Raw genomic sequence first — 14862 nt, 5'->3', positions numbered from 1 at the left:
GTGGTGTTGGATAGCAATTATCGATTTGCGCGAAATAAAATTCCATAAGCTGGCGTGCATTCGAGGGTTGCTGTCTTTTTGAAAGGAGCAGGAGGGGATATGTCCACCGAGCGGATGTTCGTCATCGGAAACCGGGGCGCCGGGGTTGTACTCATCAAGATGAGTCCGTTGCGCGTTGTCGAAATCAGTCACGATGAGATCGTGAAATATAGCCAGGCAACCTCGAGTGACGGCTACGCGAAAGTCGTTGCGGCCCTGTGGCGGCTGATGGCGGACTGCCGTGCGCCGACCGCCTCGGGAAGCGGCATAGACCCCAGCAGTGCCCAGGGTATCGAAGCGCTCGTGGCTGCCGGCGTGCGGCTGTCCGAGGTCGATTTTGCGTTCGGAACCGATATTTTCACGGATGCCAACGGCCAGTTGCATGCGGGGATCCAGAGCCAGGCCGGCGTCCAAAGTCAAGCTGGCGTGCAGTCCCAGGCAGGGGTGCAGTCCCAAGCCGGCGTACAGTCCCAGGCCGGCGTTCAATCCCAGGCCGGCGTTCAATCCCAGGCCGGTATCACTAATCAAGCCGGCATCACCAATCAGGCTGGGATTACCAATCAGGCCGGTATCCAACCCCATGCCGGCATCCAGACGACCATTCAATCGAATGCGGGCATCTATTCTCCGGTCGAGGCCGCGCTGCGGCAGCTGATCGGTTCGGACGGTGATACGCTGCAAAATGCGGTCCTGTCGGATGATGCCGGCAAATAATGCCTGATCAACTGCACCATCCTCTCGAAAAAGGGGAGTTGCTCCCGGCGGATCCAGGGAAGACGGCGGATTGCGATTCGCCGTTTTCTCCACAGTCATTGGCGCCGTTCCGCATCACACGCTGCGGTGACATCACTGGGCTTGATATCATCGGCATTCCCGTCTGGTTTGCGACGCGGCCCAATTCCCGGGCCTTGTCGGTCAGCCAGGGCAAGGGCCTGACGCATGAGCAGGCGCGGATCGGTGCCATCATGGAATCGATCGAGGGAGCGGTTGCCGAGCAGACGAAAGAACTGGTCTGCGAATTCGCGACGGCGACGGAGATGGCAGCTCGCGGACGCAGGCTCGTGCCTCTCGAGAGATTGTCGCGCTGCAAATACGCTCTCTTCGATCCCCTGCGCCAGCGGGCCTGGGTCCGCGGGATCCATCAGCTGTCCGGGGCGGAGGTCTATGCGCCCTATGAGCTGATCGGGCTCGATACGCGCGTGGGATTCCCCTGGGACTACAGGGCCTTTACCGTGGCGTCCACCGGCCTTGCCGCCGGGCGGACATTCGAGTTCGCCGCCACCCGGGCCTTGTTCGAAGCCATTGAACGGGATGCCACACTGCCGGTGGAACTCTTCGGGCTTTCTAGCGCTTTCGCACGGCAGTTGCTGTGGCAGCCGGGCTTGCATGCCGGACTCGACGAAGCCATCGGGAAGGTGTCCGCCGCAGGCCTGGTTCCCCATTTCTACCATGTCAGGGGCAAGACGGACCTTCCCGTTGTCGGGGCTGTGATAAGCCGGCCCGTCTTGGACGAGCAAGGAGCCGGGGAGCGACTATCCGGGGGCTATGCCTGCCGTCTCGATGCAGGGGAGGCCATGCTGGCTGCGCTGCTGGAAGCGGTGCAGTCGCGCCTGACCAATATAGCCGGCGCTCGGGACGACATGGACCCTTCCCAATATTGCGTCGCGAGCAGCATCGTGCCCTTGCCAAGGGAAGAGGCGGTGACGCTGTCGTTCCTGGCCGAGCGCTATCCCAGCCGAAGCAGTCTTTCGGACGCCGAGCGCCTGGGTGTGACGCTGCAGGCGCTGGCCAATGCCGGCTGCGAGGATGTCTTCCTGTTCGACCTCGCCTCTCCCTCACCCCTTGCCCATGTGGTGAGGATCCTGACACCGGGGCTGGGCGCCTATATGGAAGGCGACGTCGCCTCCGTCGGCGTCAATGACCTCATTCCCAGACAGACGACGGTTGGTGGACCGGCCGGAGCCGCCAGAGAAACCTGCCCATGACCACTATCCTTTTCACCGGTCCCAGCCTTCACGGCATCGACCCGACTTTGCTCCAGGGTTTTGCGGTGCGCCCGCCCGCGGGGTGCGGCGATGTGCTGGCGGCGGCGATGACGGGGGCCGAAGCCATCGGCCTGATCGATGGTGTCTTCGATCACGCCCCCTCGGTCTGGCACAAGGAGATCCTCTACGCGCTCAGCGAAGGCATTCCGGTCTATGGCGCCGCCTCGATGGGAGCGCTGCGCGGCGCCGAATGCGCCGCCTTCGGCATGATCGGTGTCGGCCGGATCTTCGAGGACTATGCGAGCGGGCGCCGGGTGGCGGATGCCGATGTCGGCGTGGCGCATGCGCCGGCCGAGTTCGGCTATGCGCCGCTCAGCCTGGCCCTGGTGGATGTCGAGGCAACGCTGGAGGCCGTCGCCGAGGCCGGAGCGCTGCCGGCCGCGAACTGCGAGGCCTTGCTGGCGGCAGCGCGGCGCATGCATTTCAAGGAACGCACCTGGTCGGACGTCGTGGCCCTGTCCGGGCTTGCCGATGCCGTCCCGGTGGAAGCGGTGCTGGAGCGTCACGCCGTCAGCCAGAAGCAGGCAGACGCCCTGGCGCTGCTCGCCCGCATGCGGGCCGATGCCGGCAAGCCGTTCGCCAGGCCGAATTTCACTCTGTCGCAATCGGGCTTCTTCGCCGTGCTGCGACAGCGGGTGGAGGACAGGCTGGAAGAGCAGGGGGACGAACTCTAATCGCGGCCCGATATCGCGGCCGGTGAATTCGTTCCTGCCTCAGGTCGCTTGGAAGCGATGCCGGTGGCGAACTGCCGTCGCGCCGCCTCGTCCTCGAAGGCGCGATGGGGAATGGCGAGCGAGGAATCGAGTTCGTCCATCCACAGCACGACCAGACCCTTCAGATCGGAGACGTGACCGATGGTGCTGCGGGCGAAGGTCAGGCTGAGATCGGGAATGTTCGCACTGATCGAGTGCGTATCCCAGGCAATGCGATAGTCGCCTTCGAAAAAGCGACGTCGCGCGCCATGGCGAAGTGCCTTGCGAGCGTGCCATTTCGACAGGCTGAAGTCGCAGAGACGGGTGATGAGATAGCCTGCGAGCCCGAAGGCAAGTGCCAATTGCAGGTGCTCGATGCCGATGGCGCCGATCAGAGCCAGAAGGATGACAACGCCGGCGAGAAGCAGGACGGGCAGGTAATAATAGCTGCTCTGGTCCATGGGCTCCTGCCGCAGGGCGTTGCGACGCCCGGCGGCCAGTTCCCTCCAGAGCAACACTTCCTCGTGTGCGAGGCGATAGGTCAGCACCGTCGACCGGCCTTCGGCTGAATGCGACGGTGCGTCGCTCAAGCCAGCTGCCCGTGGCAGTGCTTGTACTTCTTGCCCGAGCCGCAGGGGCAGACCTCGTTGCGGCCGACACGGCCCCAGGTCGAAGGATCGTCGGGGTTGCGGTCTTCCGGCGCGACGATGCGCTGGGTCGGGCTGTCGGCCGCGGGGAAGGGCGAGCTCAGCTGGGCCGGTGGGAAGCCGGAGCCCATCTGGGCGAACTCATCCTCGCCGGTGAGCGGATCGATATGCTGGCCGAACATCTGCGGCAGAGAGGGTTCTTCCGGCTGCTGCATCACCTGCAGGCGGAACATGGTGCGGGTGACGTCCTCGCGCCAGCGGTTCATCAGGTCGGAGAAGAGCTGGTAGCCTTCCGACTTGTACTCGATCAGCGGATCGCGTTGGGCCATGGCGCGGAAGCCGATGACCTGGCGCAGATGGTCGAGCGTGACGATGTGGTCGCGCCACAGATTGTCGAGCGTCTGCAGGAGGACGGCCTTCTCGACCTGGCGCGTCACCTCGTCGCCGAAGCCGGCGGCGCGCTCGGCGGCGTGCTTGTCGGCTGCCTCGGTGATGCGGTGGGTCAACTCCTCGTCGGCGATGCCTTCTTCCTTGGCCCAGTCGGTGATCGGCAGGTCGAGGCTGAGCACGTCGTTCACCGACTTGTGCAGGCCTTCTGTATCCCACTGCTCAGGATAGGCATTCTCGGGCACATGGGCGCGCACCGTGTCGTCGATGACGAGATGGCGGAAATCGGTGATGGTCTCTCCGACGGAGTCCTGCGCCATCAGTTCGCGGCGATGCTCGAAGATCTCCTTGCGCTGGTCGTTCAGCACATTGTCGTATTTCAGGATGTTCTTGCGGATGTCGAAATTGCGCGCCTCGACCTTCTGCTGCGCCTTTTCGAGCGCGCGGTTGATCCAGGGATGCACGATCGCCTCGTCCTCCTTGAGGCCGAGCTTCTGCAGCATGCCGTCCATGCGCTCCGAGCCGAAGATGCGCATCAGATCGTCCTGCAGCGACAGGAAGAAGCGCGAATGGCCGGGATCGCCCTGGCGGCCGGAGCGTCCGCGCAGCTGGTTGTCGATGCGCCGGCTCTCATGGCGCTCGGTGCCGATGATGTAGAGGCCGCCGGCGGCGAGCGCCTTCTCCTTCAGCGTGGCGACCTGATCCTTGATGCGGGTCTCCGCCGCCTGGCGCTCATCCCCCTCGGGCAGGTCGGCGAGCTCGACCTTGATGCGCATGTCGGCATTGCCGCCGAGCTGGATGTCGGTGCCGCGGCCGGCCATGTTGGTGGCGATGGTGATGGCGCCGGGTACCCCGGCCTGGCTGACGATGAAGGCTTCCTGCTCGTGGTAGCGGGCGTTCAGCACGGCGAAAACCTTCTCCTCGGCCGTGCCCTGGTCGCCGTCATAGAGCGAGGCGAAAGCGTTCGGGTCGGAGAAGTCGCGCTGCTTGTAGCCCTGATTGGCGAGATAGGCGGCCAGCGTCTCGGATTTTTCGATCGAGGTGGTGCCGACCAGGAGCGGCTGGCCGCGCTGGCGGCAGTCCTCGATCAGGCGCACGATCGCCTTGTATTTCTCGTCGACCGTCCGATAGACCTCGTCGTCGTCGTCGATGCGCTGCACCGGCCGGTTGGTCGGGATCTCGATCACTTCGAGATTGTAGATGTCCATGAACTCGTCCGCCTCGGTGGCGGCGGTGCCGGTCATGCCGGCGAGCTTGCCGTAGAGGCGGAAATAGTTCTGGAAGGTGATCGAGGCCAGCGTCTGGTTCTCGGGCTGGATCTGCACCCGCTCCTTGGCTTCGAGCGCCTGGTGCAGACCTTCCGAATAGCGCCGGCCCGGCATCATGCGGCCGGTGAATTCGTCGATGATCACCACTTCATTGTTGCGGACGATGTAGTCCTTGTCGCGGGTGAACAGCTTGTGGGCGCGCAGGGCCTGGTTGACGTGGTGGACGATGGTGACGTTGGCCGCGTCATACATCGAGCCGTCACGCAGCATGCCGGAGCCCGCCAGCATCTGCTCGACGCGCTCATTGCCCTTCTCGGTGAGGCTGACGGTGCGCTGCTTCTCGTCAAGCTCATAGTCGTCCTTGTCGAGCTGCGGCATCAGCGCGTCGATGGTCTGGTAGAGCTCGGGGCGATCCTCCAGCGGGCCGGAGATGATCAGCGGCGTGCGGGCCTCGTCCACCAGGATGGAGTCCACTTCGTCGACGATGGCGAAGGCATGGCCGCGCTGCACCATCTGCGCCATGTCGTATTTCATGTTGTCGCGCAGATAGTCGAAGCCGAACTCGTTGTTGGTGCCGTAGGTGATGTCGCAGGCATAGGCCGCGTGGCGTTCCTCATCGGTGAGGCCGTGCACGATCACGCCGGTGGTGAGACCCAGGAAGGCATAGACGCGGCCCATCCATTCGGAGTCGCGGCTGGCGAGGTAGTCGTTGACGGTGACGACATGCACGCCCTTGCCGGCCAGGGCATTGAGGTAGACCGGGGCGGTCGCCACCAGGGTCTTGCCTTCGCCCGTCTTCATTTCGGCGATGGCGCCCTCATGCAACACCATGCCGCCGAGGAGCTGAGTGTCGAAATGGCGCTGGCCGAGCACGCGCTTGGCCGCCTCGCGCACGGTGGCGAAGGCCGGTACCAGGATGTCGTCGAGGGTCTTGCCGGCGGCGAGCTGGGCCTTGAACTCGTCGGTGCGGGCCCGCAGAGCCTCGTCGGACAGTGCCGCCACTTCCGGTTCGAGCGCCGCGATGGCGGCGATTTTGGGTTTGTAGGCTTTCAGCCGGCGATCATTGGAGGAGCCGAACAGTTTCTTGGCGAGCGAGCCGAACATAGAAGGCCTTCAAATCTTCGCGCCTCGCGGCGGCGTGATACCTGACCGGAGAGGGGCTCCGGTCATCGTGTCAACCCCGGCCGTGAAAGCCGGGGAACGGAAACCGGACATCGCCCGGGCGCTGTCCGATGTGAGGCAACCCGCTTCCAATCACCGTGCGCTATGGCACCAGCATGGCGGCATGCTCCCGATACGGCAAGTTGGGGGCATTCCGATGCAGCGGGAATCAGGCTGCCTTTGAAATTGTGTGAACCGACGGCCGTAATGCCGGCGCCCCGGTTCGAAGGACTTGCCGGCCGGACTCACTTAAGTATTGGGGTTTGGGGTGTCAATCGACCTTAGGGTCTACCACGCCGGTTGACCGGGGCATTTGGCTGAAAAATCCGTAATTTTTTGCCGTCACGTCGCCATGGCTCGATCATTCGTCGCAAAGCGCCGGCCTCGTCACAGTTTTGACGACAGGCCTTCCTAAAAGGCGGGCGAAGCGCTGGCCATTCGGCGACATTGACCTTGCTTTTCTCCTGTCCTATCAGCGCTGCGTAGGCGTTCGTCCCGGGATCAGGAGCAATGCGGGCCTGTTGCCGAAACAGCGTCCGTCCGGATGCCCCAATCGCTTCCGGGTCCGCCCCCGCTCTCGAGGAACCTGCCCATGATGTCACTTCGCCGCGCGCGTCCAGCCGCGACCCTGCTCGCCAGCGTTGCCTTCCTGGCCTTCGCTGCCGCGCCTTCCAACGCTGAAGACGCGGCGAAGCCTGCCGCTACCCCGGCTCCGGCAGCCCAGCCCGCTCCTGCGGCGCCCGCATCGCAGGCGACCCCGACCATCAGCGTGGACGGACAGCCCATCACCCAGGACGATCTCAATGCCGTGGAGCAGGAGATCGGGCCGAGCCTGTCGCCCCAGCTTTCGCCGGCCAAGCGGCAGGACATCATCATCAACGCCGCCATCAATCTGCGCGTGGCCGCCAATGCGGCCGAGCAGCAGAAGGTGCTTGATGAAGCCGAGGTGCAGAAGAAGCTCGCCTTCTACCGCCAGCGCATCCTGATCGATGCCCTGGTCGCCAAGTCCGTCAAGGAAGCCGTGACCGAGGACGCCATCAAGAAGGCCTATGACGACCAGGTCAAGCTGATCCCGGCCCAGGACGAGGTGCATGCCCGCCACATCCTGGTGGCGAGCGAGGACGACGCCAAGAAGGTCGAGGCCCGGTTGAAGGCGGGCGAGGATTTCGCCAAGGTCGCCAAGGAAGTTTCCAAGGATCCCGGCTCCGCCGAGCAGGGCGGGGACCTCGGCTGGTTCACCAAGGATCGCATGGTCAAGGAATTCGCCGAGGCCGCCTTCGGCATGAAGCCTGGCGAAGTCTCTCAGCCGGTGAAGAGCCAGTTCGGCTATCACATCATCAAGCTTGAAGAGCGCCGCCCGCAGGCTCCGCCGGCCCTCGACCGCGTCAAGCAGCAGATCTCGGACTATCTGACCCAGAAGACGCAGCAGGAAGTCTTCGCCAAGCTGCGTGCCGCCGCCAAGATCGTGCAGCCGCCGGCGGCGCCGGCCGATCCTGCGGATGGAAGCATGCAGCTTCCCGGCGGCGATGATCAGGCCCCGGCCACCCCGGCCCCTGTCACGCCGGCTCCGGCCGCTCCCGCCCAGTAAGATCGGGTGTGCCGGTCTTCGGACCGGCACTTTCTTCACCGACCGTGCCGATCCCATTCCATCGATAGGTCAATGGAACTGAGGAGATCGGCACACCCTATCGAGGAATACCATGGCCAAGGCCGCGCCGCTGTCCCCGCTCGCTCCCGCCCGCTTTCCCGATCTGCCGCCGGTGGCCGGCGTGCGGATGGCGACGGCCGAAGCCGGTATCCGCTACAAGGGCCGCACCGACGTGCTGCTCGTCCTGATGGACGAGGGCACGCAGGCGGCCGGCGTGTTCACCCGCTCCAAATGTCCCTCGGCACCGGTCGACTGGTGCCGCGCGGCGCTCGCCGACGGCAGCGCACGGGCCCTGGTGGTCAATTCCGGCAATGCCAATGCCTTCACCGGCAAGAAGGGCGCCGAGGCGGTGGCCCTGACGGCGGAACTCGCCGCCGAAGCCGCCGGCTGCCGGCCGAGCGAGGTCTACCTCGCCTCCACTGGCGTGATCGGCGAACCGCTCGATGCCGGCAAGTTCCGGGGCGTCCTGGTGGAGACCGCCGGCCGCGTCTCGCCGGGAGCTTTCGAGGATGCCGGCCGCGCCATCATGACCACCGACACCTTCCCCAAGGGGGCGACCGCCAGCGTTGATTTCGGCGGCACCACGGTGACGATCAACGGTATCGCCAAGGGAGCCGGCATGATCGCGCCCGACATGGCGACCATGCTCTCCTTCGTCTTCACCGATGCACCGATCGCCAAGGATGTGCTGCAGGGCCTGCTTTCCAGGGGCGTCGTCGACAGCTTCAACGCGGTCACCGTCGATAGCGACACCTCCACCTCCGACACGCTCCTGCTGTTCGCCACCGGCAAGGCAGGGGGCTCTCCGGTGACCGATGCCGCCGATCCGCGCCTGGCTGGTTTTGCCAAGGCGCTCGACGCTGTGCTGCTCGATCTCGCCCAGCAGGTGGCGCGGGATGGCGAGGGCGCCCGCAAATTCGTGACGGTCGAGGTGCGCGGCGCCACCTCCAAGCAGGCGGCCCGGCGCATCGGCCTATCGATCGCCAATTCGCCTCTGGTCAAGACGGCGGTGGCCGGCGAAGATGCGAATTGGGGCCGCGTGGTGATGGCCGTCGGCAAGGCCGGAGAGGAAGCCGACCGTGACCGGCTCGCCATCTGGTTCGGCGACATCCGTGTCGCCGTCGATGGCGAGCGGGATCCTTCCTATGACGAGGAAGCGGTCTCTACCTACATGAAGGGGCAGGCGATCACCATTGCCGTCGACATCGGCCTCGGCGAGGCAGGCGACCGGGTCTATACCTGCGACCTCACCAAGGAATATGTCGCCATCAACGGTGATTACCGCTCGTGACCAAACGCCTGCTTCTCGTCGCCGCCTGCGCCCTCGTCGATGCCGACGGGCGCGTGCTGATCTCCCAGCGTCCCGAGGGCAAGGCCCTGGCCGGCCTGTGGGAGTTTCCGGGGGGCAAGCTCGAGCCCGGCGAGCGGCCCGAGGAGACGCTCATCCGCGAACTGCACGAGGAACTCGGCATCGAGGTGGAGGAGCCCTGCCTGGCCCCGCTCACCTTCGCCAGCCATAGCTATGAGGATTTCACCCTGCTGATGCCGCTGTGGATCTGCCGGCGCTGGAAGGGCACGCCGCATGGGCGCGAGGGCCAGGCGGTGAAATGGGTGCTGCCCAGGAAGCTGCGCGACTATCCGATGCCGCCTGCGGACGAGCCGCTGATCCCGATGCTGATCGACATGATCCCGGCGCGGTAGGCAGGGAATGCAGGCTCAATTCCTGGAAGCAGCCAGGGACGCAGGGTCGGGCAGGCCGGGAAAGTCGGGATAGTCCCCATTGAAGGTGAAACAGCTCAGCAGGGTTGCCTTGCCGTCTTCGAGGGTAGCAACGCGTACCTGCCGCCATCGCCCGCCCTTGTAGGCGCCGAGGCCGGTTGACCAGCCATTGGCCTCGGCACGCAGGCCGAGCCCTTCGCTGGTGGCGCGAATCTTTCTCAGATAGGGATCGATGGCATAGGCGACCGCGCGAGGTTTCGCCTCGATCACCAGCCCCCACTGCCAGGCCCTGGAGGTGGGCTTGGAGTCCAGCGTCGACTGCAATTGCCGATAGGCCCTGATATCGAATCCATGTGCCCGAACCGGCTTGGCGAGAACGAGTTCGTCCCATGTGCCGGCTTTGGTGACGACGGAGTCGCGGGTTGCCGGTCCATTGTGCGCGATATAATCGCGCAGAGCCTCGAAGAATTCAGGCTCGCACCGAGCAAAGTGCTGCGCCATCGAGGGGGCAGCCTGCGCCTGTGTCGCGGCAGCCAGGAAGGCCATGAGGGCCACGATCGATCGCATGGTATGTCCCTTCTTCATGGGCGTTGCCGAACATGGCGGCTGGGCGCCTGGGATTGCGCGACCGCCCCGGGACGAGGCCTCGTCACTCCTGCCTGTATTCCTTCACGCCCAGGGCGTCGGCGAGACGGGTCTTGGCCGACCCAGGCTTCAGAGGCTTCTGCTGGCCGGCATGGGGCGCCCAGCCGGAGATCCAGACGATCTCGAAGGTGGCGCGGATGCGCCCGTCCGGATCGGAGAAGCGCTCGCCATAGATCTGCGCCATGCGAAGCATCGTCGCCCGGCGCGTGAAGGCCTTGCGACGCTGGACCAGCATGTTGGCGGCCCCCATCGCCCTGAGATCGGCCATCAGGGCAAAGGCATTGTCGTAGCGCACGGTGAGGACATCGCTGTCGGTGACGGGCAGGGCGAAGCCGGCCCGCTGCAGCAAGCCGCCCATGTCGCGCACATCGGCGAAAGGCGCCACTCGGGGCGAGACGCCGCCTTCCATTTCCAGCTCGGCCTCGGAAAAGGCGGCTCGCAGTTCGGTGAGCGTGGAACCGCCGATCAGCGCAGCCAGCAGCAATCCGTCCGGCCTGAGGGCGCGACGGATCTGGCTCAGCATGCCCGGCAGGTCGTTGACGAACTGCAAGGCGAGGGCGGACAGAGCAAGATCGATGCTTTCGGGCTGAAGAGGCAGCACCTCGTCGCCGATGGCGACTTCCAGCCAGTCTGCGGCGAGGCGAGGGCGCACCGCCTGCGCCAGCACGGGCGAAAGCGGGCCGATCTCTGCCGCCCGCTCGAACGGACGCAGTATCACGGCGAGGCGGTCGGCCATGTCCTCGGCGACGTGGCGCAGCAGGAAGTCGGCGGGAGCGGCCGCAGCACGCCGGCGGTGCAGGGCGAGCGCCTGAGGATCGAACAGGAAGGGCGTGGTCATGCGCGCTATGTAGGACATTCGGGCTTGCTTTTCATCAGCAGGATGCGCCTATCCGACTATGACGCCATGGCTGGGACCGCGGACGTCCCGTCCGCTCTGTTTTTCCTGCGAGCGTGATGGTTCCAAGAGCGGACGGGACGTCCGCGGTCCCAGCCGCGATGTTTCCTCGGCTCGATTTGAGATTTCCATGCTTCTGCCCATCGATGACCCCTTCGATCCACGCATCGAGCCGTATCGCGACATCCGCGAGCGTGACCTCAAGGGCCGGGGCGGGCGCTTCGTCATCGAGGGGGAGGTGGTGCTGCGCACGGCGCTGCTATCAGGGCGTTTCGCCATCGAATCACTCCTGATCGCCGAGAACAGGGTGGAGCCGCTTGCGGACTTTATCGGTACGGTGCCGGCCGGGATCCCCATCCATGTTGCCTCACGCGGCGTCCTGGACGGGATTGCCGGCTTTCCCATGCATCGCGGCATCCTGGCGATGGGGCTGAGGGGCGAGGGCCTCGCGGTGGAGAGGCTGTTGGCCGAGGCGCCGCAGAATGCCCTGTTCGTCGGCCTATCGGCCATCGCCAATCATGACAATATGGGCGGCATCTTCCGCAATGCCACCGCCTTCGGCCTCGACGGCGTGCTGATCGACGGTGCTTCCTGCGATCCGCTCTACCGCAAGGCGATCAGGGTTTCGGCCGGCGCGGTCCTGATGACGCCCTTTGCCCAAAGCGGAGATATCGGCGATCTCTGCGACGCCTTGCTCGCCGCCGGTTTCGAGGTGCTGGCCACCAGCCCCGCCGGCAAGGAGCGCCTCGCCGATATCGAGCCTGTGGGCCGGCAGGCCGTCTTGTTCGGTGCCGAGGGCCCTGGCCTGCCCGAACGCATCCTGAGGCGGCTGCGGACCATCCGAATCGACATGAGAGGCGGCTTCGATTCCCTCAATGTCGCCACGACGAGCGGCATCGTGCTGCATCATCTGGCGCGGTAACGCTTCCGGGCGGCTCAAGAATTCAGGATTGCGAGGCTGGCGATCGCGGCCAGGAGTGCAGGGAACATGACGACGGTCCCGATCTTGAGGAACTGCCAGAAACCAACCTTTATGCCCTCGCGCCGCAACGCGTTCAGCCAGAGGATCGTGGCCAGTGATCCGGTGATCGACAGGTTGGGGCCAAGGTCGATTCCAATCAGGATCGAGCCGGAGAGAGCGGGCGATGCGTGGATCGACTGAACGATGCTTCCCGCGACGAGCCCGGCCGGAAGGTTGTTGACGAGGTTGGCGACGATGGCGGTGAGGATGCCGGCGGCAGGTGCGCCGAGCTGGGGATGCATTGCCGTCAGGCGGCTGACGGACTCGGCCAGCATTTCGAGGACACCGCTCGTCCCGAGTGCTTCCACCACCACGAACAAGCCCGCCACCAGTGGAATGACGCTCCACGAAATGTCTTCGAGCGCCTGCGATGGGAATTGGCGCTTGATGATCGATACGATCGACAGGGTGACAATCCCGCCGGCAAAAGTGGGCCAGCCCAGGTCGACGTGGAGGGCCGAGGCGGTGATCAGGCCGATGGCTGTCACCGTCAGCCCCAGTCCCGCCACCTTTCCGGTAGGGGAAAGGCTTGTGCCCGGCACGCGAGCAGCCAGTGTTTCAGCTGCCAACGCCGCGCGCTGATTCCACAAAAGCGCGGCAAAGGTGATTGCGATGGCAAGCGCGGAGGGGAGTGCGAAGGTCGACAGCCAATCGACGAGGGCAGGCATATGACCGCCGTTGAATATCACCAGATTGGCAGGATTGGAGATCGGCAGCACGAAACTCGCTGCGTTCGCTGTAAACGCGCAGATCAGAAGATAGGGCAGAGGGTCCTTCACCCTGGCCGCTCGGCAGGCTGCATAGACGGCCGGGGTCAGAACGACGGCGGTCGCGTCGTTCGACATGAAGACCGTCACCAGAATGCCGACGAGATAGGTCAGGGTGAACAGCTTGAACGGGGAGCCTTTCGCATGGTTGGTGGCTATCAGGGCCAGCCAATCGAACAGGCCTTCCTGTCGTGCCAATTCGGCGATCAGCATCATGCCGATCAAGAACAGATAAACGTCCAGGCCCTTGGCGATGCCTGCCCAAGCGTCCAGCAGGGGGATGGCGCCCGCACCCGTCAGCAACGCCGCCGCGAGGACGGCCCAGACCGCCTCTGGCCACTTGAAGGGGCGGATCAGCAAAGTCAGCGCCGTGAGGGCTGCAACGGAAAGGCTGAGAATCGGGGCGGAAACTTGAAAGACCATGGGGACTGTATGGGGGCTCCGGGGAGCGCTCGAAAGCGATTGTATTTCGCGCGCCTCTCCGATCGTATATGTGCTGAACATCGAGGGGGCTAGCGGAAATCCCTGCGTCATTCCTGCCGGGTGCTCGGCATGGCGTGTCGTTGAAAAGACCTGATCGCGGGAGTAGTCGTGACGTCCTCTCCACCCTCCGAGTTTCGTCGCTCCCTCATCGCACTGTCGATCTTGAACTTCTTCCTTGCCGATGCCCGCGATGGTTTGGGGCCCTTTCTCGACGGTTTCCTTGCAACCCGCGGCTGGGAGCCGTTCACACTCGGCGTGATCGCGACGATCGGAGGGGTGTTGGGCATGCTGACCACGCCTGTGTTCGGCGCGCTCGTCGATGCCTCGCCCTACAAGCGGACACTGATCATCCTGCCCGTCACCTTTGTGACGATGATGGCTCTGTGGACGCTGGCGACCCCCAATGGCCTTTCCGTCTTCGGGGGACAGTCCGCGACGGCCATCGTCGGCGCCGTCATCGGTCCCGCGCTCATGGGCCTGACGCTTGGGCTCGTCGGCGAAGAGCGCTTTTCCCGCCAGGTATCCCGAAACGAATTCTGGAACCACACGGGGAACGTCGCCTCCCTGGCGGCGATCTATGCGGCAACGCTCCTGTTCGGCCTCCACGGTGTCGTCGGGCTCATGCTGTTTGCCGCCTTTGCCACGATTGCGGCGACGCTCGCCATCGAGCCGAAATTGATCGACCATCAAGTTGCACGCGGGCTGGCGCATCACGAGGGAGCGGAGGCCCCTTCCGGATTTTCAGTGTTGGCCGGCAGCAAGGGGCTGGTCTTGCTCAGCCTGGTGCTGATGATATTTCATTTTGGCAACGCTCCCATCAGCCGCCTGATCGCCCAGGCTTTCTCCATTCAGCTCGGCACTCCTTTCAGGACCACCGCGATCACGACGGGCGTTTCCCAGCTTTCGATGATCGGCATGGCGTTGATGGCGCCCTGGCTGATCAGACGGTTCGGCCTGGCCGCCATATTCATCGTTGCACTGGCAGCCTTGCCGATCCGCGGCGCGATCGCGGGGACCTTCACATCCTTTGCCTTCATCTTCCCCGTGCAATTTCTGGATGGTGTCGGAGCCGGCCTGATCGGTATCGTCACGCCCATCGCCGCCGAGCGCATTCTCTCGGGTACCGGCCGCTTCAATGTCGGGCTCGCCGCCGTCATGACCGTGCAAGGTATCGGAGCCTCGTTGAGCAATGTCGTCGCCGGCTGGCTCACCGATTTGGGCGGCTATGGTTTAGCCTATTGGGTTCACGGCAGCGTGGCGTTGGTGGCGCTGGCGCTGTTCGTGTGGGGACGCCACGACATCGCGCCACGCATGCCTTCCTCGGCTGCGGCGGCCGACCGGCAGCCGCAAAACGCCGAGGAAACGCCTGCCTGATACCGCTTGCCTCAAGCAGGAACTGAACTGGAGCCTTGCGAACAGGCCAGTCGGCAACATCGAGGTGCCAG

Annotated in this window: 13 protein-coding genes; 8 read left to right on the top strand and 5 right to left on the bottom strand. The window is 64.7% G+C overall.

Annotated features, from left to right (window positions below):
- Positions 1–99: 99 nt before the first annotated feature.
- The 3 genes from U1R88_RS23930 to U1R88_RS23920 are packed head-to-tail and all read left to right on the top strand — an operon-like array spanning position 100 to position 2758.
- The gene (locus tag U1R88_RS23930; protein WP_068284067.1) at positions 100–753 is read left to right on the top strand and encodes a hypothetical protein; all 654 of its coding nucleotides are present in this window, start codon (positions 100–102) and stop codon (positions 751–753) included.
- Positions 753–2024: a YcaO-like family protein gene (locus tag U1R88_RS23925; protein ID WP_322433512.1), complete on the top strand. Its 1272-nt coding sequence runs from the start codon at positions 753–755 to the stop codon at positions 2022–2024. The genes U1R88_RS23930 and U1R88_RS23925 overlap by 1 nt, the downstream gene beginning before the upstream one ends.
- A complete protein-coding gene (locus U1R88_RS23920) occupies positions 2021–2758 on the top strand; it encodes a TfuA-like protein (protein WP_322433511.1) in 738 nt (245 codons plus the stop codon). Before U1R88_RS23925 ends, U1R88_RS23920 begins: the two co-directional genes overlap by 4 nt.
- Here the strand turns inward: U1R88_RS23920 and U1R88_RS23915 are convergent.
- Positions 2755–3366 (bottom strand): hypothetical protein, encoded by a 612-nt coding sequence (locus U1R88_RS23915; RefSeq protein WP_322433510.1) that lies wholly within the window; start codon positions 3364–3366, stop codon positions 2755–2757. The two genes, U1R88_RS23920 and U1R88_RS23915, sit on opposite strands and share 4 nt — an antisense overlap.
- Complete coding sequence (gene secA, locus U1R88_RS23910) at positions 3363–6182, bottom strand: preprotein translocase subunit SecA (protein ID WP_322433509.1); 2820 nt, start codon at positions 6180–6182, stop codon at positions 3363–3365. Before secA ends, U1R88_RS23915 begins: the two co-directional genes overlap by 4 nt.
- A 649-nt stretch (positions 6183–6831) precedes the next feature.
- Between secA and U1R88_RS23905 the strand changes: the two genes are divergently transcribed.
- From U1R88_RS23905 to mutT, 3 genes are all read left to right on the top strand, one after another.
- Positions 6832–7827 carry a peptidylprolyl isomerase gene (locus U1R88_RS23905; protein ID WP_068284057.1) on the top strand — a complete coding sequence of 332 codons (996 nt, stop codon included), beginning with the start codon at positions 6832–6834 and terminating at the stop codon, positions 7825–7827.
- A 112-nt stretch (positions 7828–7939) separates the two neighbouring features.
- Complete coding sequence (gene argJ / locus U1R88_RS23900; protein WP_322433508.1) at positions 7940–9178, top strand: bifunctional glutamate N-acetyltransferase/amino-acid acetyltransferase ArgJ; 1239 nt, start codon at positions 7940–7942, stop codon at positions 9176–9178.
- Positions 9175–9588: an 8-oxo-dGTP diphosphatase MutT gene (gene mutT, locus U1R88_RS23895; protein ID WP_068284052.1), complete on the top strand. Its 414-nt coding sequence runs from the start codon at positions 9175–9177 to the stop codon at positions 9586–9588. Before argJ ends, mutT begins: the two co-directional genes overlap by 4 nt.
- A gap of 15 nt (positions 9589–9603) precedes the next feature.
- On the opposite strand, the gene U1R88_RS23890 is transcribed toward mutT, so the two are convergent.
- Both U1R88_RS23890 and U1R88_RS23885 read right to left on the bottom strand, forming a co-directional pair.
- Entirely contained in the window at positions 9604–10173 is a 570-nt protein-coding gene (locus U1R88_RS23890; protein ID WP_322433507.1) for a hypothetical protein, read from the bottom strand.
- An 82-nt stretch (positions 10174–10255) separates the two neighbouring features.
- A complete protein-coding gene (locus tag U1R88_RS23885; protein WP_322433506.1) occupies positions 10256–11107 on the bottom strand; it encodes a methyltransferase domain-containing protein in 852 nt (283 codons plus the stop codon).
- Between the two features lie 169 nt (positions 11108–11276).
- On the opposite strand from U1R88_RS23885, the gene U1R88_RS23880 reads away from it, so the two are divergent.
- Positions 11277–12068: a TrmH family RNA methyltransferase gene (locus U1R88_RS23880; RefSeq protein WP_322433505.1), complete on the top strand. Its 792-nt coding sequence runs from the start codon at positions 11277–11279 to the stop codon at positions 12066–12068.
- Positions 12069–12082: 14 nt separating this feature from the next.
- Here U1R88_RS23880 and U1R88_RS23875 read toward each other — a convergent pair whose 3' ends face one another.
- On the bottom strand, positions 12083–13357 hold the full coding sequence (locus U1R88_RS23875; RefSeq protein WP_322433504.1) for an arsenic transporter: 1275 nt from the start codon (positions 13355–13357) through the stop codon (positions 12083–12085).
- Positions 13358–13525: 168 nt separating this feature from the next.
- Between U1R88_RS23875 and U1R88_RS23870 the strand changes: the two genes are divergently transcribed.
- A complete protein-coding gene (locus U1R88_RS23870; protein ID WP_322433503.1) occupies positions 13526–14791 on the top strand; it encodes an MFS transporter in 1266 nt (421 codons plus the stop codon).
- Positions 14792–14862: the final 71 nt, after the last annotated feature.

Origin of the sequence: Labrys sedimenti, assembly GCF_034424805.1 — a bacterium.
Taxonomy (GTDB): Bacteria; Pseudomonadota; Alphaproteobacteria; order Rhizobiales; family Labraceae; genus Labrys; species Labrys sedimenti.
This window is presented reverse-complemented; position numbering and strand designations above follow the sequence as displayed.

Coding starts and splice junctions, on each gene's coding strand:
- U1R88_RS23930 (WP_068284067.1), top strand. CDS start 100: ATGTCCACCGAGCGGATGTTCGTCATCGGAAACCGGGGCGCCGGGGTT.
- U1R88_RS23925 (WP_322433512.1), top strand. CDS start 753: ATGCCTGATCAACTGCACCATCCTCTCGAAAAAGGGGAGTTGCTCCCG.
- U1R88_RS23920 (WP_322433511.1), top strand. CDS start 2,021: ATGACCACTATCCTTTTCACCGGTCCCAGCCTTCACGGCATCGACCCG.
- secA (WP_322433509.1), bottom strand. CDS start 6,182: ATGTTCGGCTCGCTCGCCAAGAAACTGTTCGGCTCCTCCAATGATCGC.
- U1R88_RS23905 (WP_068284057.1), top strand. CDS start 6,832: ATGATGTCACTTCGCCGCGCGCGTCCAGCCGCGACCCTGCTCGCCAGC.
- argJ (WP_322433508.1), top strand. CDS start 7,940: ATGGCCAAGGCCGCGCCGCTGTCCCCGCTCGCTCCCGCCCGCTTTCCC.
- U1R88_RS23890 (WP_322433507.1), bottom strand. CDS start 10,173: ATGCGATCGATCGTGGCCCTCATGGCCTTCCTGGCTGCCGCGACACAG.
- U1R88_RS23885 (WP_322433506.1), bottom strand. CDS start 11,107: ATGTCCTACATAGCGCGCATGACCACGCCCTTCCTGTTCGATCCTCAG.
- U1R88_RS23880 (WP_322433505.1), top strand. CDS start 11,277: ATGCTTCTGCCCATCGATGACCCCTTCGATCCACGCATCGAGCCGTAT.
- U1R88_RS23875 (WP_322433504.1), bottom strand. CDS start 13,357: ATGGTCTTTCAAGTTTCCGCCCCGATTCTCAGCCTTTCCGTTGCAGCC.